Genomic DNA, 26,645 nt, shown 5'->3' with positions numbered 1-26,645 from the left:
TGTTTCGTATACGAAGGTAAAAATAGCAAATATTTGCCCTCGTTCAAATATTATGGGCCATTATTGTCCTTGTTCCATTGTTTCTTTTCTACACATTACACCAGACGATTATACCCCTTTCACATTCGTGAAAAAGTAAATGTTGGAGGATTGGAGAAGCTTTAATTGAATAAGTCCAGCTGTAATTCTGTCGGACTCCTTCGTGGGCGATCATGGATTCGAACCTAGGACACTCCCGGCATTCGCAGGCACGGGCATTAGAACTACCTTTTAAAGTATAGGTTCGCAGGTTCCTGTAACCTGCTTGCCCCCATGATTATTCCAGTACCTCTCAACAAAATGATGTGCGTTCTTGGCAAGTTCGCCTGGCAAGAATAAGTCATCCCCATTCTCGGGGTCCTTACCTAAATGTCCATCAATGTAAACGTCCATCAGGGGATTAACACCCGCACCTTCTTTGCCGATCATGAACGTAATGGGAATATCGTTCTCACCAGAAAAGATTTTGTCTTTCACAAGCTGGCAGTATTGTTCAGCGGTGTATTTGGCATCCCGGCCACGGCGCATAAAGATGACAAATTCTTTATTCTCGAATGAATAATCTCCAGCCTCATTCACGCCATTCTCTTTTGGATTGCTCAGATCACAGTATTTAATGGTATAGGGGTATTTCCCCTTCCCGGGTTCCGGGTAATACGTCTTGCCGTCATCATTCGCGGCGGATTTGTTGTAGCGGGCGGTGATCTCCTGGGCAGGATTGCCGGTGGAGGCCGTTTTCTGCGCGCGCAGGAACCCCGGCAGCGCTATCATCGCGCCGGCGCTTAAACCCATTATGGCCTGTTTAAAACTGGTCTTCATAACCATAAGTCCTTTCCTGCTCGGACTCTTTATATCATTTCTAGGCATGAAAAAGCAAATATTTCGTATATTCTCGACAATATACGTAATACCTCGAATATATGCGAAGTGTTTTGCCATGAAACTGCCCTACTTTTTGTCGCATAAATGCGACGAATGAAGAACAACTACCCGGAGATTCTGATTCAGGTAGGCCGGAACATCCGCAAGTTCCGGAAGGAGAAAGGCATGTCGCAGGAAACCCTGGCTCACTTATGCGATATCGATAGGACGTATATGAGCTATATCGAAAACGCCAAATACAATGTCACTCTACAAAAGCTGTGTGATATTGCCAATGTCCTGGAGATGGACGTCATAGATTTGATAGACTATCAATAAGCAATTAGAAATATATTAATCAATATATCTAAACTAGCTACCGATCTACCATCCGGAAATCTTTTCTATAAACCAAGTTTGAAGATTTTAAAGCTTCAAAGAGAGGATTTATTTTTTCAATCGATCGCCTCTCCAAATCTCCAAAATTATTAGTCCGTTGACTTGAAAATGTAAAATACACGGCGTCTTTTGCCCGCGAAAGTGCCACAAAAAATGAACAAGTATCTTCTTTTGGTTGAAACTTGAAGTTCCAAAAATTTTGATCTTCAAACCCTATGAAGTATACAACGGAGAACTCAAGACCCTTACTTTTATGAACCGTCATGATGGGAACACAGTCTTTTCCTGAAAATTTCTCAACAGCTAACAATAGGTCTTCGTTTTGCTCATATTCAAGCTGCATTAATTCAAAAAATCTGGATATACAATCATTGAAGTAACTTTGTTCATTATACTGCGGATAATAAGAGCTGAATATAGAAAAAGATATCTCATTAATTTCATTCTCTATTAATCGCTGAATTTCATCCCAATCAGACACTTTTTCAACTGCCTTCTTAAAAGATTTCAATTTTTTTACTGTTTCTCGTTCAACAGCGAGCAAACCACTATCATCGAAAACTTTTTTGAATTTGCAATACTCATCTAAAATAAATTTTCTTCCGTCAATGCTTGAGTTATCCAACGCAGAGCGGATAAAATTTGTACAGAATTTTATTATTGGTTCAACCAATAAATCCTGGATGTCATTTTCAACCCTTGATTTGATATTAACGTTTGAAAGAGCCTCTTGGAGGACTGCTCCATAATGATCCGGCCTTTGCTTGTAAAGCAGGCAAATTTCTCTTGGGTCAATCTGTTCAACTTCAATTTTGTGTTTTATATCAGCAGCCAATAATTGAGCTTCCTGGCCCTCGCTATCGAAAATCCAAAACTCAGCGATGCCCTCATCTTCATTGCGGTCCTTCCTTGGAATACACTCAATATCACTTCCCATTAAAGTAGCTGTTAAATGATTTTGCAACCTCACAAGTCTCGGTGCGGAACGGAAATTCATTAGTAAATTAAGAGGAGGATAAGCGTCAAAGTCATCCAGATATTCTTCAAATATGTAGTCCATCGCCCCAGCCCAAAGCATAATTCTTTGTTTGGTATCTCCTACTGCAGTGAGAGTACATTCGCTATTTCCAAATGCTGTTCTTAATAGATCGTATTGCAAATTGGTCGTGTCCTGAAATTCATCAAGGAAGACATGCGAATATGTTTGTCGCAGATATGAAACAATCCTTGGGTTTGTCCCTAGTAGGTATTGTGCCAACCTTGACAATACAGGGAAAATAACTGTTTCTTGTCCTTCTCTTTTAAGCATTGCATCTAATATTGCAAGTTTTATAGAATCCGAAGAATGAATAGGATAAGCTTGTTCGTAAAGTGATTCAATGTTCGCTGCTTTTACATTTGCCTTTGCCGTTCTGAAATACCCTTTTGATATAAATGGGTCAAATTCCTCAAATAGAGACAATAAATATGGTGAATTAGGAGTAGTATCAATTTTATAAGTTTTATTTGGGCGGTATTGTTCAGGAATACCATTTCGGAATCTATCAACTAAACCTTTGGAAAAAGCATCAAAAGTCAATGAAGTAAACCTGCGAGAAAGATCTCTTCCAACGCGTTTTTCAACCCTTGCAGCCAAGTTGAACGCTGCATCCCTTTTGAAGGAGATAGCCAAAATCTTATTGGGATTCTTGCAAAGATTAGTTTGTAATAGATAACAGGCTCTTTGAGCAAGTAATTCTGTTTTACCTGCTCCCGGGCCCGCAACAACAAGGTAGTTTTTGTCGCTTTTGACCGCCATTAGAGCGTTATCTTCTAAATCAAATCCATCTGCAGGTATCCAATCATCGGGCCGAACAAATTGATGCATATCATTTAGTTCTTGGCTAGTATTTCCATTATTCTATCGAAAATCCTCTCAAGGACTTCCGGTATATTTTCAGCTAAATCTTCATCTGAAATTTCCGATAGGGCTTCAATGTGTGTTGATGGTTTACCACGGCCAAGGAAAAGATAATTATACCAAATCATTAATTCTTTTTCATCTTCTGAATAAGTTTCAGCAGTTGCATTTGAAGATTTTAAAGTGGCTTGTATTCCATTTTTTAGCTTCTCACCAAATCCGACCGGGTCCAGTTCTTTGTCAGGCACTTGTGGGCCTTCGGTGGCAGTTGCTTCATATTCAAGCTCTAAATATGAGAGCATCATGAAGTCTAAATCCAATGGATAGCTAAAGAATATGTTATATTCCTCCAACATAGAAATCCAGCCATCCATTATTTTGACCTCCTTAACATCCCAATTATGCATAGCCTCAAAACGTTTATCAGATAAGAGTTCACCTCCATTTAAAGTTAAAAGTTTCGTTTTTAAGGCCGGTCTATTCAAAATAATTTGCTTAATTGCATATTTAATACGTCCCCATCCACCTCCTTCCCGTTCTCGGTCTAAATCGAGAAGTGTAACATACGGAATATCCAGCTGATTTAACAGTTTCCAAATATGGTTTACATACCGACCTCCCAGTGGTGCAAATGATATGTAGTGGTCGTCAAAATCATTGTCGTAAACTCGTGACAATCGATCAAATATAATTTCTTCACTATCCCCTTCTCCAATAACGACCAACCTTGAAAAATATATTTCGGGAAAATTGCGGACAGCCTCTTTCACATATTTATAGGCATCTGCGGTCTTTTTTGGAAGGATAATATTGCTCACAATTGTCTTATGTTCTGTGTTGTCAAGACGTAAATGCCTTATACCTTCTGGATCAATTCTCTGGATGATAGAAGGCGTGTGAGAAGTTAGGATTACTTGGACATTCTGTTGTTCAGAAAGAGATTTTAAGTTATTTAGAACTCTGCCTAATAGTTGAGGCGCAATGTGGTTTTCAGGCTCTTCTATTAATAGTAATGTCAAAAGGGGTTTTTCACCTGCCTCAATCTCTAATTCTTCTTCCATTTTTAGAAGGGTAGATACTAAAGTTAAATAGAACAGGGATCGATAACCTTCACCTAATTCAGAAATCGAAAAAGGCCGGTCACTATCAGTTGGCGTAAACTCAATTTCAAGTTTTTTCAGAATGGATTCAAAATCCGAACTCCCGAATGTTATGTCTGCATTATAATAACGTGAGTCCTTATTGTATTCCTGCCAAAGAGAAGAAAGGTTGCATTTTATCTTTTCAAAATTCTCAACGTCCTCAAAAAGCATATTCATCTCTTCGAGCTGTTCATTGAATCTTTCATTAAAATCATCTGGCCATTTTATCCTTTTCAACAATCGAAATAGCATAGAACCGGAAGCATATCTTAGCTGATCAGAGGGCCTTCTGATCGCCGGGACATAAAATGATTGGATTAGTGATCGTTTGTGATTTGGAAAGAGAGGAGTATTGGCATCAGTTTCCTTTTCTTCCTCAGGACAGGTAATAAAAATTAAATTAGTTTCAATACTACCTTCTGGGTTAATAGGATCTTTTTTCCAAGTTGATTGAAGCCTTATCCTAATATATGGAGATCCACCAGGATCACTGACAGTCATTTGATCAAAATAATCAGGAACTCCATTTTCATTATCTTTGCCTTCTTCCTCGGTAAAAATTCCATCGAAATCAAAGACTATTTCTATGTACATTTCGATTTCGTCAATTTCATTTGGCTCTGAGTTCCCAGGGATATGAAAATCCGATTTGAAGATATTTCTTTCCGAGTGTGATGGGTCAAAAACTTTTTTCAATGCTTCTAGAAGTGCAGTTTTGCCTGCGCTATTAGCGCCTACAATTCCTGTTAGACCGTCTTGTAAATCTATAACGGTAACTTCAGGACCAAAAGAACGAAAATTCTTTAATTTGATTTTAGTGGCTTTCATGAACTTAATATTTCTTAATAGAAGATATATTATAATTGCGCTTGATCTCTCAGCCTGTTAAACACGTTTTCCAGCAGGATTTCCTTCACGATCCCGGCCATTCTCTCATCATCCATGAGCTTGGCAAAGAGTTCCTTATTCTGTTCCATCCGATCAATCACCACATCCATAAACTTGTCCTCAAATCCATACTTGAAGTTTTCAATCGTATTGGATTGCGCCTGTTTAGCCAGGGTTTCATCCTGGACCATTTCTTCCTCAATCTGATCGAAAAACAACTGGTCTGCCGGTGTGAAATCTGTTCCTAATTTATCATTAAGGACCTGGATAATCTCTGAAATCGGGGCTTTTTCCTCCTTTTGATACCTGACGCCTGCTTCCCGGACTACTGAAAGCTCGCTTTCTTCTCCATATTGCAGCGATATCTTACCCTCTTCGATCTTTTGCAGACGGTAGTATTCCAGGGCGACCTCATCAGTGAGTTGGAAACGCTCTCCTAATGTTGGTTTTGGAAGTTTTTTCTTGAAATAGCGTAAGTAATTGAAAAGCTTTTCCAGCTCAATATCGTGAAAAGGCATGATCTGGGACAGAAAGGAATATAATCTCACAAAGGCAATCACTGAGTTTTTCAGCTCATCCTGAGCCTCTTCCTCAAGCCCTTTAAATCTCTCCACCGCCGGATCGATAAAGGCGTTGAGTTTTGCCTGATCTTTCACATTCAGGACCTTGGTATTGGCAAAATAAACCTCAATAAAGTTATCAATCTCTACCGGCCAGATTACCTGATATTTTTCAATTTCTGTTTTGAGATCATAAAGATGATTGGGATCAGTGTTTTCCTCAATAGTTGTGATCTCAAAATAAGGCTGGAACGAGCTAAGGATCGTTTCCCGGTCATTGACAAAATCCAGGACGAAAGTATCCTCTTTGCCTGGCGCCGTTCTGTTCAATCTGGATAGCGTTTGAACTGCTTTTACCCCTGATAATTTCTTATCGACGTACATAGTGTGAAGTAACGGCTGATCAAATCCTGTCTGGTATTTATCTGCCACAAGCAAAAGCTGATATTCATCGGTTGCAAATTTCCCGGGAAGCGCCTTGTACCCAAAACCATTCATGCCAGGTTCGGTAAACTCCACCCCTTCATCAATGACCTTCCCTGAAAAAGCCACCAAGGCTTTTATTGCTCTATCCCCTTTATTGTATCCTTTTTCTTTTAGATAGTGGTCAAATTCCCGTTTATAGCGGACAGCATGAAGCCGAGAGCCTGTCACTACCATGGCCTTGGCCTTCCCTCCTATCTTCTTACTCACCACCTGCCTGAAATGTTCGATGATGATTTCAGTCTTTTGCGCCAGGTTGTGCGGATGGAGCGATAAAAACCGGCCAATAGCCCGGGCGGCTTTTTTCTTATTAACCTCGGGATCGTCCTCTATTGCTTTGGATAGTTTGAAATAGGTTTTATAGGTCGTGTAATTCGCCAGAACATCAAGAATGAAGCCCTCTTCAATTGCCTGGCGCATGGAATACAAATGAAATGGTCTGGGTTTTCCATCGGCACCCGGCGTTCCAAACACTTCCAGTGTCTTTGCCTTGGGCGTGGCTGTAAAAGCAAAGAAGCTCATATTGGTCTGTTTGCCCCTTGCCATCATGGATTTTCTGACCTCATCAAGTGAGGAATCCTCCTCCTCGTTCATTTCCAGTCTTTCAGCTTCTTCCAGGCTATTGCTGGCCAAAACTTCCTTCATTTTCTTGCTGGCCTCACCGCCCTGGGAAGAGTGGGCTTCATCAATAATGACCGCATAATTTCGATCAGGAAGGTCATCAACCTTATCCAGGATGAATGGAAACTTCTGAAGCGTGGTAATAATGATACTTCCCCCTTTGCTGAGGGTTTCTGCGAGCTGCCCGGAATTCTTATCGATTTTCTGGACCACCCCATGTTTATGCTCGATCTGGTAAATCGTGTTCTGGAGCTGTGTATCCAGGACCTTCCTGTCCGTGATCACGATGACAGCATTATAAATGCGCTTGTTATCCTGGTTATGCAGGCTGAAGAGCTGGTAAGATAGCCAGGCAATGGATTTACTCTTTCCACTACCTGCGGAATGCTGGATAAGATAATTCTCCCCTGCTTGTTCAACTCTTACATATCGGACTAGCTTTCGAACCACTTCCAACTGATGATACCGCGGGAAGAACATGATCTCCTTTTTCGATAGCCTGCCATCGATCTCGATTTCCTCGGTTTCCAGGTGAATGAATTTGCCGACAATCTCCATCAGGGAGTCCTTGCTCCAGATATCCTCCCAGAGATAGGAGGTTCTGTATCCACCCGGATTAGGAGGATTGCCCTTGCCGTTATTAAATCCCTGATTAAATGGCAAGTAATAGGTCTTTGGACCATTGAGCTTTGTGGTCATGTAGGCTTCATCAGTATCCACCGCAAAATGAACCAGGGCTCTTTTCTTAAACTGGAACAGTAATTCTTTATAATCCCTATCAAAACGGAACTGCTTTTTGGCATTTTCCACTGTTTGACCAGTGAACTGGTTTTTAAGCTCAATACTGACAATGGGAAGGCCATTGATCGATAAAAGCATATCCAGGGAGTTCCTGTGCTTTGTGGAATAATAGACCTGCCGGGTCACTGTCAGGATATTCTGATGATAAAGCTTTTCCGTTTCTGGGTTGAGGGAGGTTTCCGGCCTGAAATAAGCCAGATCGAATTTTACCCCGTAATCGGTAATTCCTTTACGGATCACATCGATCATCCCTCTTTGATCGATTTCCTTGGTTAATCGTCTGAGGAGTTTTTCCTCTACTGAAGAGCCATGGATTTTAGAGATTTTTTCCCATTTCCTGGGCTGTGTGGTTTGAATGAATTCAAATAAAATAACGGGGTCTAAGGCCAAAACTGGATCATAGTCAGATGGATTTCCCTTTTGATAGCCCCCCTCCTCTATCAGGGATTGCTCGATAGCTTCTTCAAAGGTTTCTTCAGTATGGATGGCTTTGACCATAGGGTTTATCTTAGTTCAAGGGGTAATCACGTACATCTATTTTTCCGGTAACGGCTTCTGAAATCAATGCCCCACGATATTCCTTCAGGAGTTCTATCTCTTTTTGGGCTAGCTCAATTTCCTTATCTATACGAGATATCTCAGATTCAATGTGACTAACAATCTCTTCTTGCTCTTCTAAGGAAGGTATTAACACAATGGTATCCCCTAATTCTTCTGCATTCAAATGAGGCTGTGCGGCTCTAAGCCTATGCACGTATAATTGATTATATAAAATATAGTTACTCAGTAACCCATATGAAATAAATTTGGCATTTACGGTTGTTGGTCTAAAAACCATATCGTACCCTGTAATCGCACCATCATATTTGTTTGGAATAATGGCACTGTCGGCAGTATATGCACCACTCCTCACGACAATAATGTCATTTTCTCTTAACACTGGATCTCTCTCATACGGAACATCGTCAGGGTCAACATAGACCATATTTGCTTCAACTATCTTGCCTCTTTCAATATTTGTGGCTCTAATCAATGGTAAACCGTTCTCTAGTTGTTTAGGAGGTTGTCCAAGGCCATATTTTATCTTTCCTAAATACTTCATTTTAGCTAGTTCCCAATGCTTAGGCATTTCACGTAGCCATTCAATGCCCGATCCCTTCATTGGAACTCTTGAATTTATTCCTCTTGTAACGGCTTCATTGATAACTGCTGATTTTTCTTCTTGGAGTAGTTGAATTAATAAAGTTCTTTTTTCAATTGACTGGTCAATTTGTGAAGTTTTTATATCTAAGAATTCTACTATAGCAACTTGTTCATCAAATGGTGGTATCGGTACATAGATACTTCCAATCATTTCTAAGTTCAAACCGTCCCTTTTACCATCTCCCGCTAAGCCTCTTATGTTTTTGTAACTCCTCTTTAGGTAGTAATAAATAAATTTACTGTAAATCTTTTGACCCGGAGATATTACTCCGAGCGATTGATTACAAGTTGTTCGGAAGGTGGTTAAGCCAACCATTCCCTTTGTTTTTCCTTGTCCTGCCAATGCAATAATTAGATTTCCCTTTTCTATCCATTTGGCACTTGAGTTATTGAATCCTTGCTCAGTTATCAAATGGGAATATTCAGTTATTATTCCTTGATTTACCGTGCCGGAATTAAGCCATGGAATTGTGCCATTTTCCCAGTAAGCGCTGTTGCTTTTATCTGGTGTTCCTCCCGCATAGATTTTCGATAGCCATTTTAATTTTGCCGTATTCCAATGTTTGGGTAATGGTCCTGTCCACGATGAAATCATAGGCTCTGAAATTATGCTCATGGGCTCACAACTTTCATTGTTAAATCCTCCATCTCTTCCTTAAGCTTGAGAATGTCTGCTCTGATTTCTTCGGTTGATCGAAGGGGAGTGTATTCATAGAAATACCTGGTGAAGTTTATTTCATAGCCAACTTTGGTTTTTGAATGATCAATCCAGGCATCCGGGACATGGGGAAGAACCTCTCTTTTGAAGTATTCTTCGATATCCTCTTTTAAGGGAATGCTCTCGTAATCCCGCAGGGAACTGTCAACTTTTGGGTTGCCGTTGGTGTCCTTAATGATTGTGCCATCTTTTTTTCTTTTAGGCCGTTCAACAGTCACTTTGTGATAGCCGAAATCTTCATTATCGAAGATTTTGGAATATTTGTTTTCTTCAAAATCACCATAGAGCTTTGTGATCTTCTCAATTTGAACTGTACTGATCAGATTACGTTTGTTACCCAGACTTTTACTCATCTTTTCAAAGAATGAGACAGCATTGATGAGCTGGACCTTGCCTTTGCGCTCAGGTCTTTTGCGGTTATCGACAATCCAGATGTAAGTTGAAATGCCTGTATTGTAAAAAAGCTGATCAGGAAGAGCAATGATGGCTTCGAGCATATCATTTTCAATGATCCATTTCCTGATATCGCTTTCGCCGCTGCCGGCTGATCCGGTAAATAATGGTGATCCGTTAAAGACAATACCAATCCGGCTCCCCTGCCCTGTTTGCGTCATTTTGGAAATCATGTGCTGCAGGAACAATAGTGATCCATCACTGACCCTTGGGGTCCCTGCCCCAAAGCGCCCTGCATGGCCTAAGCTTTCAGCCTCGTGTTTGATTTTCTTTTCGACTTTCTTCCAGGACACACCGAATGGCGGATTGGAAAGCATGTAATCAAATTTATTGCCTTCCAGGCCATCTTCAGTAAATGAGTTACCAAACTTTACGTTCGAGGCATTCTGGCCCTTTATCAGCATATCCGCTTTGAAAATCGCGTAACTCTCAGGGTTGATTTCCTGGCCGAATAATTCAAGCCGGGCATCTTCATTCAGGCTTCTGACATATTCATCGGCAACCGTCAGCATTCCTCCGGTCCCCCCTGCAGGATCATAAAGGGTTTTGACAATTCCTTTCTTGGTAAGGATATCTTTGTCTGCAATGAAGAGCATATCTACCATGAGCCGGATCACCTCCCGGGGAGTGAAATGTTCCCCTGCCGTCTCATTGGAAAGTTCGGCAAATTTCCTGATCAGCTCTTCAAAGAGATAACCGGCCTCAACATTGCTCACCTTTTTGGGATGAAGGTCCGTTTCCTGAAATCTCTTTAAGACCAGGTAAAGAAGATTGGATTTTTCCAGCCGGTCGATCTGTTTGTCAAAATCAAAATATTCGATGATCTCCCGCGCGTTTTCTGAAAACCCGTTGATATAGTTCCTGAGATTAGCCGCAATATGATCAGGATCGGCGATCAGCTTGTTAAAATCATATTTGGATCGGTTGTGAAAATTATGCCCGGCAACTTTATTCAGGATAGGATCGATGTTCTGGACATTGGTTGTCTGAACCTTTGGCAGATAGGCCAGCACCTTTTCCTTGGTTGGCTCCAGAACACAATCCAGCCTTCTTAAGACAGTAAGGGGAAGAATGATCTTGCCATAATCGCTTTGTTTGTAATCACCCCTGAGAAGATCGGCAACGCTCCATATGAAATTAGCGGTTTCCCGAAAGTTGATCATATCCATGCATCCAAGGTTTTGAAAGGTTAGGGAAAGAACTCCCTATCAGACCTAAAGATAATAGTTGTTAATCGCTGCAAATACCATACCGACAGATGATTATTTTTTATAATCTATTCGTAGATGGCCTAATTAAAGACATCATCCAGGTCCTGGATGGCGAAATGCCCTCTTCTCTCCAGGATTGATACAAGAATGAGTTTTTAAAAGATGATTTGTATCAGCAAATTCCATCTCGAATATTGTCAAGAGAGTTGAGTTATCGATATCACAATCATGGATTTGCTCGACTCGGAAAGTTCCTAATGCTTGGTTTGAAAGTTATATGGCTGGATAGAAAGTGGTATTTGTTTGCAAATAGTTTGCAAAACTTAAAAGGAGCTATGAGAAAATTCTCATAACTCCTTGAAAATCAAAGTGGGCGATCATGGATTCGAACCAAGGACCCCCTGCTTGTAAGGCAGGTGCTCTAAACCAGCTGAGCTAATCGCCCCTTATGCTTCACTAAAAAGCGGATGCAAATATACATTCTCCCCGCTATTCTTCCAACAACCCTTTAAAAAATCTCTGCAGGCTTTCATTTGGCCACTCCGGCTTGCAATTATCAAGTTTTCAACCACGCTTCTCCCCATCCGATACCCGGATAGCGCGATAATACCGCGAATTCAGATAAAGGATCTCCAGCAACAACAAAACGACCACCCCGATCAGGTAATACATGGACTTCACGTGCAGCTGAAGCGGTGCCGTCACCAGAAACAGGGCCGCAACCACCAGGAGTGACCGCTGCATAGGACGCTTAATCTTCAGCAAATTATCCGGAAACTCCAGCAACCCGTTCATCAGGCTTATACTGATCAGGAAGACCGCAATGGCTATCTGAAATACAAATCGCATGGACGCAAAGTCTTCGTGTCCCTCAAAAAGCGAGGTAAAGCTTACTGCCAATAAGCCGAGTGCGATCAAAGCCGGAACGTAAAGTAACTCCAGCAATGAGGCTTTCACAAAACCTTTCTTGGGTTCCCGGCGCGAAACCAGGGTGAAGAAAATCCACCACAGGGTAAAGACGATGGAGATGGCCAACGCAAAATTGATCCAGGCACTAGCATCCAACTCTTGGATGGCGCTGATGCCGTTGACGACGCCCAGTACCAGCTCTCCAAAAACAATGATGGTAAAGAGTCCCAGTCGCTCAAACATGCTGGAAGACATATCCAGGTCCATGGAAGATCGCCCCAACAACCGGGAAGAGATAAACGGTGGCAGATAATTACATAGAATGGCCAGCGGGACAATCCATCTCAATGCCTGCTCCGGGAGAAACAGACTGACGCCCATCAATGCCAGGGCAACCAGATACAGGACCGTATACGGACGGTTGTATCGCCGGTGCGATTGATCGTAAAACCCGACACTCCACCATAGGTAGGTGAGGTACAATTGCATGATCATCAGGACAATCGTGATTCCGGTGAAATTCGTCGTCGCCGGCCGGTCCAGCATGATTGCCAGGGCTGCCAGGATCATCATCTGCCACAGTGTCATCAGCCGGGTCCGCAAACCTTCATTGCCATGGATGTCGTGATACAAACTGCCGTTCAGCCATCCCCAAAAAATCAGCGCAAATAATCCCGTGTATTCCAGGAAACTCCCCAGGGTGACATGATGAGCCAGATGATGGGTGATCCTGGCTATGGCAATCACATAGACCAGATCGTAAAAAAGCTCCAGCCAGCTTACCCGGCGGTCCTTTTCCTGAACATCAAATCTTTTGGGAGGCCCCCACCATTGCGAGGTAAGCGGATGAAGCGACATACTCGGTGCGATTTGTAATTGATCCAACTAAAATACAGATTTAAACGGACCACTGGTCGCGGTACCCGGGTCACATCAATCAGGATAGATAAAATGAGATGCAATGTCCTCCTGAATTGGATTGCTTTTTACAACTTTGAGCAGTGGAAATCAGGTTATGAACATCCGGGTAGCTGGAGAAGAACTGGAGTTACACCCTTATAAAAGTGTCTACTGGCAGCGGCGAAGAGCCCTGTGGATTGCTGATTTGCACCTGGGGAAAGCATCCCACTTCAACCGGGCCGGCATTGCGGTACCGGAAGCCGTGACCGACGCCAACTGGGAGCATCTATATGAATTACTGGACCGGTACCATCCCCGCGATGTGTTGTTCCTGGGAGATCTCTTTCACAGCCAGTACAACATCGAATGGGACATCCTGGGCCGTTTCCTCCGGACTTTTCCCGGGACACGATTTCATTTGATCATGGGCAATCACGACATTCTGGATGACAAGCATTATCAGGATCTGGGTCTGCTTTTGCATGAGCCATACCTCGAGTGGGCACCATTCCTGTTCAGCCACCATCCCCTGGAAGAGGTGCCGGAAGACTGGTATCCAGTCTGTGGTCATATCCATCCCGCAGTGCGCCTGCGGGGTCAGGCTTACCAGGGATTGCGGGTCCCCTGTTTTTATTTTGGAGAAACACAGGCCATCCTCCCGGCCTTCGGAGCCTTCACCGGAACCGGTGTCATACGTCCGCGCAGAGGGGACCGCATCTTTATGGTTGCTGATGATGAAATCATTCCTGCCGGAGCGGCAGAGTAGTCTTGTTTCCTGTCAGGTTTTACTATTTTTGTATAGAAACGCGTTTTAAAACTTTAACAAAGTCATAAGAGTCACTTTGTACCCGGATTGCGTCTATTAGATATGATGCAGTCCAAAACATATAAACCAATTAGATTGAGCCAGGTACACGACAAAGAAAAGTATGTGCGAATCTTCGAAAATGAGTTTCTTCCTCATATCGATGCCCTGCACACCTTTGCCTATCACTTGACTTACAACGAAGACGACGCCAGCGATCTGGTCCAGGAAACGTACATGAAAGCCTACCGCTTTATCGATAAGTACGATGAAGGAACTAATGCCAAAGCGTGGTTGTTTAAAATCCTGAAAAACGCCTACATCAACGAGTACCGGCGTAAGACCAAGAAGCCGACACAGGTCGACTTTGAGGAGATCATCAGTTACCATGACAGCGATTCCGACAAGGTGGGTAAGTACACCGACCTCAGGGAGGAATTGTTTAACAGCATGATGGGTGATGAAGTCACGAGTGCCATCAATTCTCTGCCACTGGATTTTCGCACCGTGATCCTGCTGTGTGATGTAGAAGGTTTTACATACGAGGAAATCGCCAAGATCATCGATGTGCCGATCGGCACCGTGAGGTCTCGGCTGTTCCGCGCCAGGAATTTGTTAAAAGACAAGTTGAAGGAGTATGCCGAAGGATTGGGATTTAGGGACAAACGTTCAAAAAATAAATCTGCCAAGAAATAAATTTGGCGATCTCCGATCATTAACTATTTTAGCACCTTCCATCTTCTTTTTCCCAGGGACATACCTAATAGCCATTTATTGGACTGCTAAATTTCAACCGATATGAATAATCTTGATGCTTTTCAGGAGTTTCATGAGAAAATGAACATGTACCTTGATAATGCCCTGCCCAAAGAAGACGAACAAGCTTTCCTGAATCAAGTTCACGATGATCCCGACTGCTCCCGGCTTTATGCCAGTGAGAAAAATTTCCGGGATCTGATCCGCAATAACATACAGCGGACACATGTGTCTCCCCACCTCATCCAGAACATTAAAAATAAAATCCGGGTCTTATAGCTTCATTTTACTTTCCTTACCTTTGCCGCCAATTAGCACGCGGGCAATGATCGAAAAATTGGAGGCCATCAAGGATCGCTATATGCGGTTGGAAGAGCAACTTTCGGATCCGGAAGTGATTGCCGACAATAAGCGCTATTCCAAAATCCATAAAGAATACAAGGAACTCACTGACATCGTCAGCAAATCGGATGAATACCGTACCGTACTGGACCATATCCGTTCAGCCCGGGAAATCATCCGCACAGAGCGCGACCCCGATCTCATTGCGATGGCCCGGGAAGAGATCGAAACGCTGGAAGGAGAACAGGAAAGCCTGGAGGAAGCACTGAAGATCATGCTCATCCCCAAGGATCCGGAAGATGAGAAAGATGTCATCTTCGAGATCCGTGCCGGCACTGGCGGCGACGAAGCTTCGATCTTTGCCGGTGACCTCTACCGGATGTATTCCCGGTATTTTGAAGAACAAGGCTGGGCGGTTGAAACCGTCTCACTGAGTGAAGGTACGGTCGGCGGTTACAGCAAGATCGTCCTTGAGATCTCGGGCTCTGATGTGTTTGGCAAACTTAAATTTGAATCCGGAGCCCACCGGGTGCAACGGGTGCCAAAAACAGAATCACAAGGCCGTATCCATACTTCAGCAGCTACCGTGGTCGTGATGCCCAAACTGGAGATGGAGGACATCAATATCCGTAAGGAAGACCTCAAAGTAGATACCTTCCGCTCGAGCGGCGCCGGCGGGCAGCATGTCAATAAGACCGAATCGGGTGTTCGATTTACACACTTGCCTACCGGCATTGTGTCTGAAAGTACGGATGGTAGGTCCCAAATCCAGAACCGCGAGATCGCTCTACAGCGCCTGTATGCCAAGATACGCGATGCCCAGGTCCAGGAACATGAAAACAAAGTCGCCAGCCAGCGCAGGTCCCTGGTCGGGTCCGGAGACCGCTCCGACAAGATCCGCACCTACAATTATCCGCAAAACCGGGTCACCGATCACCGCATCAATCTGACGCTGTACAACCTGGATGCGATCATGAATGGGGACATCACCGAAATCATCGAAGCGCTACAGATCGCCTATAATGCGGAAAAGATGGTAACCGAGTAGATCTAAAAATCAGCCCCAAAGCTCAGGTACAACCGGGGCCGGTTCACCACCCCGTTTTCGATACCCCAGGCATAATCGGCACGGATCAGATATCCCAATAAATAAAGGCGGACCCCGGCGCCATAACCCATGATGATCGGAAAACGATCGTAATTCACATTGATGGTTACCAGTGGATTGGACACCGTAAGGACGTTCAGCGGGTTGTCTGCGTCAAATGGACTCTTACCATGCCATGCGGTACCGATATCTGTGAAGGCCGTTAACTGGAAATTGCGGAAAAAGCCAGAACTGGAATATTCCGGGATCAGGTATTTGAATACCGGCACCCGTAACTCACCATTGTAAAGCAGATAAGAAGTTCCATTGCGGATATTTTGCTTGAAGCCGCGCATATGGGCAGCCAGGCCATTGTAGGCAAATTTACCGGAAGGAGGAATGGGAACATTTTCATCGTACTGGGCAAACAGCCAATTATCCACACCACCCATAAAATAGAGGATCTGCTCCGACCCAAACGAGGTTGCTCCGACCAAACGGGAGGCAAAGATGGATTGCCGGTCAAGGCGTTGATAATGGCGGCCCTCAAAACCCAGAATGGTCATAAATCCTTTATTGAAATTAAAGGACCATGGATTAAAAACGGCAATATCCATTTTCTTAACCATCTCTCCGTAAACCTTAAAGAGGGATCCATTGCGCAGATTGAGGTCAATATCCAGAGCATTGTCGAATACATATTCCAGTCGCAGTCCTACCCGCTGGGCGGTCTGATCCGGTGTCTCCAGGGAAGCACGGTCGGATGCCAGCAAAGAAGTTTTGTCAAGCCGGATCGTCGCGGTAGCCCTGAGGCTCTGATAAACATCAAAGGGGTAGGACCATTGTGACAGTCCAATGACCGTGGTGAGGTGATTCCGGTTTGAAAATCCTGTCGGCAAAGGAACATCATCGTATTTCGACTTGCGGTAAAAGGCATATCGCTTATCGATCCTTCTTTTTTTATTGTCGAAAATGAGGAAGTATTCAGACCCGTCGAAAGAAGTAGGAAAGCGCGCTCCCCCCTCGACCACATAATCCTCAAAGAGGTCTTTAATATTAGCTTTTAAGAGGAAGCCAACCGGAGGGTACTCAAAGCCGCGCGTAGAAGTACCGGCGTAGGTGTTAAGTCCGTTAAACAACAATTCATTATCCAGATTGGAAGTCAGCCGGTTGACCCGGAATTTGATCCGGGAAGCCACCATCCTGCTGTAATGAAACTGAACGATGTCTCCGTATCCGGGAATCTCATCCTGAACCTGCTCTGCAGGAGCTTCCAGTTTGGGCTCGTTCAGGTCCAGTTTTTCAAACACATTTTTCGGTGGATCGGCAAACTCCGATTGGAAATAATAGGGTTTATCATCACGACCGATCTGGAGGGTGTCGTAATGCTCCGGCTCATCCGGTATGAATGTTTCCTGGCCCTGGCGGATGTTGTCGGGAAACCGCTGGCTGAAGTAAGTCGTAAAGGCCGGCTTAACCGGATCGGACTGCTCCCGCATGAGATAAAATCCAGGCTTCATATCCTGATCAATGACTTCGATCAGGTTAGTACCCACCGCATCGTGCAACAGGATATTGTGGCTGTAATTCGTCAGAAAATAGCTGGATTTATCGGGCCGCATCAGTTTCCGGTTGATTACCCCCGTTTCATTGGTTAAATAATAGATATTGCCTTCGTCGTCGGGGATAGGCTGTCTCTCTTCGGCATTTGGCGTGAAGGTAAGCCGTTCAATGGTTTGAGGTTTGTAATCATCCTGCAGGGTCATGGCATACAAGTCCATGTGACGGATGGGCAAAATGGAGTCGGGATTGATCGTATCTCCGGGAATACCACGGTTGGACGCCCATAATACTCTTTGACGGTCTCCCGTATACTGAACCGTTACTTCCAGATCATCGAATTTGTCCTCCAGGATGGGTTCGGCCCGGCGGTAGCGCAAATTATACATGTAGAGATCGCTGTATCCAGATTTGGTGGCTGCAATAACCAGATGGCCTTTATCCCAAAATGCTGCATCATAGACCCGCATGAGATCCGGAGATAACAGATCATCCGTCCGTTCGGAACGATCAAGATCAAAATGCGAAAGCTTGATGACATCCCGGGCTTCATAGATAACCATCAGTCCGTGGCCGGTATGCTCCCAGCAGATGACCGGATAATTAAAGTCGGTCTCCTGTATGTTATTACGGGAACCGGTCGTCATGAGTACGGTTTGCTTTTGAGTGGCACGGTTATAGAGCCAAACCCTGGTCTTGCCGATATCATTGGTGACGTAGGCAAGATAAGCACCATCCGGACTCCATTTGACCCTGCTGTACTTCTGGTATTTTTTCAGCTTCGTCTTGACGGTAGCATCCAGCGGCAAAGGTTCAAACCCATTGATCTCATGCTGATACCGGTCCTTATAAAATGCATAGCAATCGGTAGCTACCTGCTTAAATGGGATTCCCAGGATAAAAAGGAAAGCCTTTTTCGGTGTCTTATGGATCCTGGTCAGGTAAAGGATGTTGGCCAGGGAAGATTTTCCATACACCTTCGATACATAATACCAGAAGGCATGACCCATTTCGACCGGATAGCGCGCAGCCATCTGGTCAAATTTCTTTTTTTTCGTTTTCAGGAAAAGTTCCCTCAGCCGGGAGTCGATGGTCTCGTTCCATTCATCGCCGATAAATGAGATCAGCCCTTCTTTATACCACGCCGGCACTTTCAGGGAAACCGTATTCTGTACCATTTCCTGGAGGTTGCTGCCAAACAGGATGGCATCCAGATAAACCTGAGCAATGCCCTGACGAATCTGTTTGCGCAAATCAAGATGGTCTCCATCAAAATAGACGAATATCTTATTGCCCGCGACCGTGGTCCGTCCGGTTTGACTGTTGAACGCCTCGGATTCACCAAGATTGCTTTGCTTGACATCAGTCTGATCGGTGTAGACCAGGATCTCGATCTTATCGTTGATGCGGTGCTCGAGGATATTCTGGATGTCGTAATAATCGTATTCCGCCAGCTGCATGGCAGAGATCCCTACCTCACGGGATTTGCCGTACCAGTGCGTGATGAAGTTATCCGTCTCGTACTGCCACCAGTCGTCAAAATCGTCGTGGTATTGAATGCGATTCTTGCCAAACGTCTCCTGCAGTGCCTGAGCCCGGACAAAGGTGGCCGACAACATAAAACCAATCAGAAAAAGAAAGGATGGTGTTCTATTTTGGTTCGCAAACAACAAAGATCCGAGCTTTATAACAATCAATTGGGAATTTTACCTCTTGGCCCTTCATCTCTGTAATAACGGCCAGACCCCTTATTTTTGTTTACAAGTTAAAACATCTTGATGATCCGGTTACACTATTTCACATTTAATCCATTTCAGGAAAACACCTATATCCTGGCCGCCGAAGATGGTTCGGCGATCGTGATTGACCCCGGTTGTTATACTGAAGACGAAGAGCAGGAGCTGGTCTCATTCCTGGATAAGGAGCGCCTGAATCCCGTACGCCTGCTGAATACGCACTGCCATCTGGACCACGTATTCGGCAATGCATTTATCGCTAAAACCTACGGTCTTCAGGTGGAGATCCATCCGGGAGAACAAATCGTACTGGACCAGGCGCTGAGCATGAGCCACCTGTACGGCATTCCTATGAAGCCTTCACCGGCACCAATACACACCCTGCTCCCCGGAATACCGGTTCAGCTGGGAGACGATGAACTTACTGTATTGTTTACTCCCGGCCATTCACCGGCCAGTGTCTCCCTCTATTGTGAGAAACAGGGATTCCTGATCGCCGGAGATGTGCTGTTTCAGGAAAGCATCGGCCGTACCGACCTGCCCGGTGGCAATATGGCTACTTTACTCAAGAGTATACGCGAGGAGCTTTTCGTTTTGCCGGATGATACTTTGGTCTATCCCGGTCATGGTCCCCATACGACCATAGGCCATGAGCGCCGTCACAACCCCTTTCTAAGGTAAGAATCAACGTCATGTTTTCTGAGCATCGGGTTTTCTGGGCCTCAGGGTGGGTATCGGGGGTTACCTAATCTGGAATCTGAACTCGCCAATCTGCAATCACCACATCAGTCTTCAAAAAGACTTAATTGTTCCGGATCGGGCAGCAACCTGAATGATTGCCGGTGAATGGGTGTAGGCCCCAGGTCAAAAATCGCTTTCCGGTGCGCTTCAGTGGGATAGCCCTTGTTGTGGTCCCAGCCGTATTCCGGATACCGGGCATGCATTTCTTCCATATAATCATCCCGGTAAGTCTTAGCCAATATTGATGCGGCGGCGATGGCGGCATAAATGCCATCACCCCGGATTACCGTCGTGTGCGGGATTCCCGGATAGGGTTCAAAAAAATTCCCGTCGATCAACAGGTGATCCGGTCGGATGGACAGTGCATCGATGGCCCGGTGCATAGCCCGAATTGAAGCCCGCAAAATGTTGATACGGTCAATCTCTTCCGGGTGCACCGCGATGACTGCGGTTGCCAGAGCGTCCCTCTCGATGATGGTGCGAAGTGCATTACGGGTGGTATGATTCAGTTTTTTACTGTCGTTCAGTTCAGCATTCTTATACCGCTTTGGCAGGATTACGGCAGCTGCAAATACCGGACCGGCCAGACATCCTCTGCCTGCTTCATCACACCCTGCCTCGACCTGGGTAATGTGGTAACCGGTTTTGAGCATTGTCAAAAATAAAAAGGATTCCTAACTTCATCGGCCTCCATCAAAATGACCATTGACATGAAACCATTTTCCATCTTATTATCACTCACAATACTGATAGCTGCTTATACCGCCACAGCGCAGGAAGCCTGGACTCCGGAAGACATCATCGGGACCGAATCCGTGAGTGGTCTGGTCTTTTCACCGGATCACACCATGATGGCCTGGACCAAGCGTAAAATGGTCAAGAAAAAAGATCGTTTTGGTTCGGATGTATACCTGACCCGCTTGTCCGTGCAGGAGGGTGGAAAACCCGTGACCATTCAGATGACACAGGGAGAGGAAAGCAATTTCTCCCCCTTGTTTTCCAGAGACGGCAAATACCTCTACTTCCTGTCTTCCCGGGAAGAAGGCAATAAACTCTGGCGCTTCAATTTGCTGGGCGGGGAGCCGGAAGAGATCCAAACCTTCAAAGAGGGGATCAGCAGCATAACCTGGATTGACAGCAACACCCTGGCCCTGGTATCCCAGGATGGAAAGACCCTCTACGAAACCCAGAATGAAGAAAATAAAGACAATGTCGTGGTGGTTGAGGACTCGGTCCATTGGGATATAGACCGTGTCTATTCTTTTGATTTAAAGACGAAAACCCAGCAGCGACTTACCACGAATCACTATCCCGTATCGGATGTAGCCCTTTCACGTGATGGTAAATGGATGATCACCACGTTGATCCGCAGCCGCCATTTTGGCAGCGACCAGCAGCCGGATCCGTGGTATTTCCTGCAAGACCTTTCCGCCGGAACCAGTGAGCGCATCCTGACGGATCACCAGGTCAATGGCAACTTTCAGTTTACTCCCGATCATCAGGGATTTTATTTTGTTTCCCTCCGTTCGTCGGACATGCAGTGGAATGGCTCAGGCGTCCAGGATATCTATTATTTTGATCTGGCCAGTCAGCAGGTTACCCAGGTGCCCCTGGACTGGGCTAACGATTCCCAGGGTGACTATACGATAGCAGGATCCGGTATAATGGTCACTTTACCTAACGGTGCTACCAACAAGCTGGCTTATTACCGTAAGCAGGGTGCTTCCTGGACCCGCCAGATGCTGGACTTCGGCACCATGAGTGACCACATCGATGTACAGGCAATATCCGAAGATGGAACAAAGATGGCCTATTCCTATTCGACGGCATCCAAATTACCGGAATATTACGTGAGTGACCTGATCGGAACCAATGGAGAACTACGGAATGACAATCCCCTGGAATGGGTTCGTCTGAATGAAGCCCTGCGCAAGAAAGGAACCACCCGGTCGGAAGTGATGACCTGGAAGGGTTACAACGACGATACCGTGGATGGTATCCTGTATTATCCACGTGATTACCAGCCGGGCCGGACCTATCCTTTAATGGTGGCTATCCATGGCGGACCTACCGGAGTCGACATGGATGCCTGGAGGGAACGCTGGTCCTATTATCCGCAGATTCTGGCTCAAAAAGGAACATTTATTCTGATGCCCAATTATCACGGCTCTTCCAATCATGGCCTGGCTTTCATCGAGTCCATTAAAAAGAATTATTACACTCCGGAGCTCACGGACATTACCAATGGAATCAATATGCTGGTATCTGAAGGAAAAGTAAACCGTGATTCCCTGGGTGCCATGGGATGGTCCAATGGTGCAATCCTGACCACCATGCTTACAGTACGATTTCCGGAAATGTTCCGGGTAGCCTGCGCCGGAGCCGGAGACGTCAACTGGACTTCGGACTTCGGAACCTGTTCGTTTGGGGTATCGTTTGACGAAAGTTACTTTGGCGGGGCTCCCTGGGATGATGTGAACGGCAAATGGTATAATGAGACGTACATTGCCCAGTCCCCCTTGTTTGAAATAGAAAAGATCCGCACGCCTACCCTCATCTTTCATGGAAGTGAAGACCGCTCAGTTCCCCGTGATCAGGGATGGGAATATTACCGCGGATTGCAGCAGGTTGGGAAAGCACCCGTACGCTTTCTCTGGTTTCCGGGACAGCCTCACGGCCTGCAAAAGATCACCCACCAATTGCGCAAAATGAATGAGGAGATCACCTGGATCGACACCTACCTGTTTGGTAAACGTCCCGATAAGAATGAGGCTTTCAAGGAAGGGAGTCCGCTGGACCTGGCCCTGAAGAAGCAACAAGCTGCCCAGCAGGGCGGATTATACGGAACCACCCTGGATAAATACCTGGTCCCCGAGGTGGTTACAGCCTATGCCGACTCCATGGCCATCGGTCGCTTTGAGGTAACCAATGCTCAATTCCAGGCCTTTGATCCCAAATTCCAGTATCCGGCAAACCAGGCTAATCTCCCCGCTGTAGTTACCATTTCCCAGGCCAAATATTACCTCTTGTGGCTTATCAAGTTATCCGGAAAATCGTACCGGCTGCCTGTTGAAGAGGAAGCGAAAGCATTACAAAAGAAAGCCATAGCCGTCGGCGCCAAGGAAAACACCCTCAATTACTGGGCAGGTTATGAAATCAGCCCGGCAGATGTGCAGCGATTACAATCCAAGCTCGAAAGCTACTCCGGAGTCTGGTACAAAGAAGTTGGCTCATTCCCTCCGGTGAAGATCGGAAAAGCAGAAATTTATGACCTTGGAGGCAATGCCGCCGAGTACTTCGGGCGAACCGGTATGACCTATGGATTTGATGTCAAAGATTATGTGGACCCGAATGATCCTGCCGTCCCGGTCAAGCGCGATAAAGCCGGATTCCGGGTTGTGCTGGATCTAAAATGATCAATTACGGTATAGATTGGTATCCTTGAGGTAAGCATAAACCGCATCCGGAACCATGTACTGGACGGACTTACCGGCACGGATGCAGTGACGGATAAAGCTGGCTGAAATGTCAAGGAGGGGCGCTTCAGCCATCGTCACCCGCGGATGGCTCACCAATGGCCCCGGGTCGATATTGGGACGACTGTACACGTAGATGTCATGATGATTCAGGATTTGCTCATAATTTTTCCATTTCGGCAGGCTCGCGAGATTATCACCACCCATGATCAGGCAGAATTCATGCTCCGGATACTTCTCGTGCAGATAAGTCAGTGTATCGATGGTATAAGAAGGCTTGGGCAGATTGAATTCGATGTTAGAAGCACGCAGATGAAGATGGTCCCCGATAGCCAGATGGACCAGGTGCAGCCGGTCGTAATCGTTAGCAAGGGTATCTTTTTTCTTGAAGGGATTTTGTGGTGATACGATGATCCAAACCTGTTCGAGGTCCGTGTATTCCGCCATGTAGTGGGCGATGATCATATGACCGGTATGAACAGGATTAAAAGACCCGAAAAACAAACCGACTTTCATGCCGGCTCTATTGATTGAGCATCACCGGCATCACCAACATCGTAATTTCCTCATTGTCATCCTGTACGCCCGGAAGCAACAGGCCAGCCCGGTTTGGACTTGATAGCTCCATACGGACATCGTCACCGTGCAGTACCCCCAACATTTCGATCAGGAATTTTGCATTGAATCCAATGATGATCGGGTCCCCTTCGTAGGTGCAGCTCATCTGCTCGGTGGCTTCATTGGAAAAGTCCAGATCCTGAGCGGATATGTTCAGGCTCCCTTCATTGATCTTGAGGATCACCTGATTGGTGGTCTTGTTCGAGTAGATCACGATCCGGCGCAGGGAGTTGAGAAAATCACCCCGGTGGACGGAGAGGTTGAACGGGTTATTGGCTGGGATGACGCCGTTGTAATCGGGATATTTGGCATCGATCAGGCGGCAAACCAGTTTGGTGTGATCGGTGTCAAAAAAAGCGTGCGAGCGGTTGAAGGATACAACCACATCTCCACCGGAAGGCAGGATGTTCTTTAACAGCGTACATGCCTTTTTGGGCAGGATGAAGGATTGGGAGACATCACTAGAGATGTTGTGCAAACTGTACTTTACCAGCTTGTGGGCATCGGTAGCCACAAACGTTACCTTGTTAAAATCCACCTGTACGAGGACACCGGTCATGGCCAGACGCATCTCATCATTGCTGGTAGCAAACAAGGTGTTCGCGATGGCATGGGTGATCACGGAAGCATCGAGTGTGATGGAATCTTCTTCCGCAGCGCTGGCGATCTTGGGAAAGTCATCGGGATTGTCTCCGGCCATCTTGTATTTACCGTACGATGAGGTCAGTTCAATACCAAAATTCTCCTCATCGACATACAGCGTGATGGGTTGCTCAGGAAGGGCTTTTAAGGTATCCAACAGGATCTTGGCCGGAATGGCCACGACGCCATTTTCTTCACCTGTAACGTCAATGGTAGCGGTTATGGAGGTTTCCAGGTCGGTTGATGCGACTGTCAATTGATCTCCTTCCAGCGTAAAGAGGAAGTCTTCCAGGATAGGAAGGACCGGATTAGAACCTACGGCTCCGCTGGTCTTTTGCAATACTTTTAGCAGAGTTGCCGAGGATACACTGAATTTCATATTACACCGATTGATAAAGTTACCGACACAAAAATAATCCATCTCAACTTATTTCCTAATCAATAAGCTGCACAGTACAATGGACAAATCGTATTTTGCGCCCGCTTCCAATCCTATGTTTCCTTGAAGCCAAAATCACAAATACATGCCATCGATTCTTTGGCGCTGCCTCCCGTCCTGGAAGGACAGCTTGCCAATGGCATTCCCTATACCTTTGTAGCGGCGCCCTATCCCGGACCATGCAAGGTTGAATTAAATTTTCTCGCCGGAAGGCCCCAGGAAACCGTGCGGCTCAGTGCTTATGCGGCCAATAGCCTGCTCACGGAGCGAACAACCCGCTACACCGGACCGCAAATTGCCCAGCGCATTGACTATTATGGAGCCTCGTTACAACCATCCGCCAGTTTTGACATTGGCACGTTGCAACTTCTGGGCGCGGAACGTCATCTGGACCGGCTGATCCCCTTGTTGATGCATTGTGTCCGGGAGGCAGTATTCCGGGAGGAGGATCTGCAATTGTTTACCGAATCTCACATCCAGGACTTGAATGTGGACCTGGAACAGACCGATGCCGTATCCTACCGGGTCCTTACGGCGCTACTTTTCGGAGAAGATCACCCCTACGGGTACAACAGTACGGAAACGCTTTACCGGGAATTGACTACCGCTTCTTTAAAAGAATTTTACCAGAACTATTACATCCGGCGGGCACCCCATATCCTGATCATGGGCAGCGACCTCAAAAAAATTCTCAAACGGCTTGAGCAACACACCCTGGACTGGAATTTCCATGCCTGGGACGCTGAAATCCCCCCTTCGCCAAAACCCATGGAAGCAGAAATTATTCAGTCGGTTGGCGGAAAAAGTCAAACGTCATTGAAAATTGGTCGTATCTGGCCCGGGATTCATCATCCGGATCATCCTGGTTTGCTGATCCTGAATACACTGGTGGGCGGCTATTTTGGCTCCCGTCTGGTGCAGCAAATCCGCGAGAAGAAGGGGTACACCTATAATATTTACAGCTCTTACGACAGCTACCGGTATGCTTCCTTTTTTTACATCGGTTGTGAAACCAGTCACCGGAAGGTCAACCTGGCAAAAACCCGGATCAGGCAGGAAATGGATATCCTAAAACAAGACCTCGTACCGGATTCAGAGTTAAGGATGATCAAAAATTATCTGGCTGGCCAGCTTTCTTCGCAACTGGATAATGCCCTGATGGTATCAGATTGGCTGCGTCAATCCTTGTCCGAAGGATCCGATTGGCGGGCCACTTCACACTTGTTGGAACAGCTTTTGAGTATCACACCCCGAGATATTCAGGATCTGGCTCAACGGTATTTGGATCCCGGGACCTTAACTACAGTGATCGTAGGTTAAGCCTGAGAAAATAATTACCTTGCGGCCTGATCCAT

At 45.6% G+C, this 26,645-nt stretch carries 19 protein-coding genes and 1 tRNA gene; 8 read left to right on the top strand and 12 right to left on the bottom strand.

The window, feature by feature from the left end:
* Positions 1 to 270: 270 nt before the first annotated feature.
* Positions 271 to 858 (bottom strand): hypothetical protein, encoded by a 588-nt coding sequence (locus H6570_20980; protein MCB9321767.1) that lies wholly within the window; start codon positions 856 to 858, stop codon positions 271 to 273.
* A gap of 156 nt (positions 859 to 1,014) precedes the next feature.
* Between H6570_20980 and H6570_20975 the strand changes: the two genes are divergently transcribed.
* Complete coding sequence (locus H6570_20975) at positions 1,015 to 1,239, top strand: helix-turn-helix transcriptional regulator (protein ID MCB9321766.1); 225 nt, start codon at positions 1,015 to 1,017, stop codon at positions 1,237 to 1,239.
* 37 nt (positions 1,240 to 1,276) lie between these two features.
* Here the strand turns inward: H6570_20975 and H6570_20970 are convergent, their stop codons facing one another.
* The 7 genes from H6570_20970 to H6570_20940 all read right to left on the bottom strand — a co-directional run bounded on the left by H6570_20970 (position 1,277) and on the right by H6570_20940 (position 13,046).
* A complete protein-coding gene (locus H6570_20970) occupies positions 1,277 to 3,166 on the bottom strand; it encodes an ATP-dependent helicase (protein MCB9321765.1) in 1,890 nt (629 codons plus the stop codon).
* A gap of 5 nt (positions 3,167 to 3,171) precedes the next feature.
* Positions 3,172 to 5,169 (bottom strand): AAA family ATPase, encoded by a 1,998-nt coding sequence (locus H6570_20965; protein ID MCB9321764.1) that lies wholly within the window; start codon positions 5,167 to 5,169, stop codon positions 3,172 to 3,174.
* Between the two features lie 29 nt (positions 5,170 to 5,198).
* On the bottom strand, positions 5,199 to 8,192 hold the full coding sequence (locus tag H6570_20960) for a type I restriction endonuclease subunit R (GenBank protein MCB9321763.1): 2,994 nt from the start codon (positions 8,190 to 8,192) through the stop codon (positions 5,199 to 5,201).
* Positions 8,193 to 8,202: 10 nt separating this feature from the next.
* The gene (locus H6570_20955) at positions 8,203 to 9,492 is read right to left on the bottom strand and encodes a restriction endonuclease subunit S (GenBank protein MCB9321762.1); all 1,290 of its coding nucleotides are present in this window, start codon (positions 9,490 to 9,492) and stop codon (positions 8,203 to 8,205) included.
* 17 nt (positions 9,493 to 9,509) lie between these two features.
* A complete protein-coding gene (locus H6570_20950; GenBank protein MCB9321761.1) occupies positions 9,510 to 11,231 on the bottom strand; it encodes an SAM-dependent DNA methyltransferase in 1,722 nt (573 codons plus the stop codon).
* A 418-nt stretch (positions 11,232 to 11,649) separates the two neighbouring features.
* A tRNA-Val gene (locus tag H6570_20945) sits at positions 11,650 to 11,724 on the bottom strand.
* Between the two features lie 119 nt (positions 11,725 to 11,843).
* A complete protein-coding gene (locus H6570_20940; GenBank protein ID MCB9321760.1) occupies positions 11,844 to 13,046 on the bottom strand; it encodes a low temperature requirement protein A in 1,203 nt (400 codons plus the stop codon).
* Between the two features lie 157 nt (positions 13,047 to 13,203).
* Between H6570_20940 and pdeM the strand changes: the two genes are divergently transcribed.
* The 4 genes from pdeM to prfA all read left to right on the top strand — a co-directional run bounded on the left by pdeM (position 13,204) and on the right by prfA (position 16,039).
* A complete protein-coding gene (gene pdeM / locus H6570_20935; protein ID MCB9321759.1) occupies positions 13,204 to 13,854 on the top strand; it encodes a ligase-associated DNA damage response endonuclease PdeM in 651 nt (216 codons plus the stop codon).
* 105 nt (positions 13,855 to 13,959) lie between these two features.
* On the top strand, positions 13,960 to 14,589 hold the full coding sequence (locus H6570_20930; protein ID MCB9321758.1) for a sigma-70 family RNA polymerase sigma factor: 630 nt from the start codon (positions 13,960 to 13,962) through the stop codon (positions 14,587 to 14,589).
* 102 nt (positions 14,590 to 14,691) lie between these two features.
* On the top strand, positions 14,692 to 14,928 hold the full coding sequence (locus tag H6570_20925; GenBank protein MCB9321757.1) for a hypothetical protein: 237 nt from the start codon (positions 14,692 to 14,694) through the stop codon (positions 14,926 to 14,928).
* A 46-nt stretch (positions 14,929 to 14,974) separates the two neighbouring features.
* A complete protein-coding gene (gene prfA, locus H6570_20920; GenBank protein ID MCB9321756.1) occupies positions 14,975 to 16,039 on the top strand; it encodes a peptide chain release factor 1 in 1,065 nt (354 codons plus the stop codon).
* 2 nt (positions 16,040 to 16,041) lie between these two features.
* Here prfA and H6570_20915 read toward each other — a convergent pair whose 3' ends face one another.
* Entirely contained in the window at positions 16,042 to 19,257 is a 3,216-nt protein-coding gene (locus tag H6570_20915; GenBank protein ID MCB9321755.1) for a hypothetical protein, read from the bottom strand.
* 159 nt (positions 19,258 to 19,416) lie between these two features.
* Between H6570_20915 and H6570_20910 the strand changes: the two genes are divergently transcribed.
* Positions 19,417 to 20,055 (top strand): MBL fold metallo-hydrolase, encoded by a 639-nt coding sequence (locus H6570_20910; protein MCB9321754.1) that lies wholly within the window; start codon positions 19,417 to 19,419, stop codon positions 20,053 to 20,055.
* A 104-nt stretch (positions 20,056 to 20,159) separates the two neighbouring features.
* Here H6570_20910 and H6570_20905 read toward each other — a convergent pair whose 3' ends face one another.
* Positions 20,160 to 20,768, bottom strand: a complete 609-nt coding sequence (locus tag H6570_20905; GenBank protein MCB9321753.1) for a ribonuclease HII — start codon at positions 20,766 to 20,768, stop codon at positions 20,160 to 20,162.
* Between the two features lie 45 nt (positions 20,769 to 20,813).
* Between H6570_20905 and H6570_20900 the strand changes: the two genes are divergently transcribed.
* Positions 20,814 to 23,531: a prolyl oligopeptidase family serine peptidase gene (locus H6570_20900; GenBank protein ID MCB9321752.1), complete on the top strand. Its 2,718-nt coding sequence runs from the start codon at positions 20,814 to 20,816 to the stop codon at positions 23,529 to 23,531.
* Here the strand turns inward: H6570_20900 and H6570_20895 are convergent, their stop codons facing one another.
* A complete protein-coding gene (locus H6570_20895; GenBank protein MCB9321751.1) occupies positions 23,532 to 24,107 on the bottom strand; it encodes a nicotinate-nucleotide adenylyltransferase in 576 nt (191 codons plus the stop codon).
* A 7-nt stretch (positions 24,108 to 24,114) separates the two neighbouring features.
* Positions 24,115 to 25,230 (bottom strand): DNA polymerase III subunit beta, encoded by a 1,116-nt coding sequence (dnaN, locus tag H6570_20890; protein ID MCB9321750.1) that lies wholly within the window; start codon positions 25,228 to 25,230, stop codon positions 24,115 to 24,117.
* 123 nt (positions 25,231 to 25,353) lie between these two features.
* Here dnaN and H6570_20885 point away from each other — a divergent pair, with 123 nt between their 5' ends.
* Positions 25,354 to 26,610 (top strand): insulinase family protein, encoded by a 1,257-nt coding sequence (locus H6570_20885; GenBank protein ID MCB9321749.1) that lies wholly within the window; start codon positions 25,354 to 25,356, stop codon positions 26,608 to 26,610.
* Positions 26,611 to 26,645 lie beyond the last annotated feature (35 nt).

This window comes from Lewinellaceae bacterium (genome assembly GCA_020636135.1).
Lineage (GTDB): Bacteria > Bacteroidota > Bacteroidia > Chitinophagales > Saprospiraceae > JAGQXC01.
This window is presented reverse-complemented; position numbering and strand designations above follow the sequence as displayed.

Bases quoted from the DNA above. Each gene is read 5' to 3' on its own strand.
- H6570_20980 (MCB9321767.1), bottom strand. From the start codon at position 858: ATGAAGACCAGTTTTAAACAGGCCATAATGGGTTTAAGCGCCGGCGCG.
- H6570_20975 (MCB9321766.1), top strand. From the start codon at position 1,015: ATGAAGAACAACTACCCGGAGATTCTGATTCAGGTAGGCCGGAACATC.
- H6570_20970 (MCB9321765.1), bottom strand. From the start codon at position 3,166: ATGCATCAATTTGTTCGGCCCGATGATTGGATACCTGCAGATGGATTT.
- H6570_20965 (MCB9321764.1), bottom strand. From the start codon at position 5,169: ATGAAAGCCACTAAAATCAAATTAAAGAATTTTCGTTCTTTTGGTCCT.
- H6570_20960 (MCB9321763.1), bottom strand. From the start codon at position 8,192: ATGGTCAAAGCCATCCATACTGAAGAAACCTTTGAAGAAGCTATCGAG.
- H6570_20955 (MCB9321762.1), bottom strand. From the start codon at position 9,492: ATGATTTCATCGTGGACAGGACCATTACCCAAACATTGGAATACGGCA.
- H6570_20950 (MCB9321761.1), bottom strand. From the start codon at position 11,231: ATGATCAACTTTCGGGAAACCGCTAATTTCATATGGAGCGTTGCCGAT.
- H6570_20940 (MCB9321760.1), bottom strand. From the start codon at position 13,046: ATGTCGCTTCATCCGCTTACCTCGCAATGGTGGGGGCCTCCCAAAAGA.
- pdeM (MCB9321759.1), top strand. From the start codon at position 13,204: ATGAACATCCGGGTAGCTGGAGAAGAACTGGAGTTACACCCTTATAAA.
- H6570_20930 (MCB9321758.1), top strand. From the start codon at position 13,960: ATGCAGTCCAAAACATATAAACCAATTAGATTGAGCCAGGTACACGAC.
- H6570_20925 (MCB9321757.1), top strand. From the start codon at position 14,692: ATGAATAATCTTGATGCTTTTCAGGAGTTTCATGAGAAAATGAACATG.
- prfA (MCB9321756.1), top strand. From the start codon at position 14,975: ATGATCGAAAAATTGGAGGCCATCAAGGATCGCTATATGCGGTTGGAA.
- H6570_20915 (MCB9321755.1), bottom strand. From the start codon at position 19,257: ATGTTGTCGGCCACCTTTGTCCGGGCTCAGGCACTGCAGGAGACGTTT.
- H6570_20910 (MCB9321754.1), top strand. From the start codon at position 19,417: ATGATCCGGTTACACTATTTCACATTTAATCCATTTCAGGAAAACACC.
- H6570_20905 (MCB9321753.1), bottom strand. From the start codon at position 20,768: ATGCTCAAAACCGGTTACCACATTACCCAGGTCGAGGCAGGGTGTGAT.
- H6570_20900 (MCB9321752.1), top strand. From the start codon at position 20,814: ATGACCATTGACATGAAACCATTTTCCATCTTATTATCACTCACAATA.
- H6570_20895 (MCB9321751.1), bottom strand. From the start codon at position 24,107: ATGAAAGTCGGTTTGTTTTTCGGGTCTTTTAATCCTGTTCATACCGGT.
- dnaN (MCB9321750.1), bottom strand. From the start codon at position 25,230: ATGAAATTCAGTGTATCCTCGGCAACTCTGCTAAAAGTATTGCAAAAG.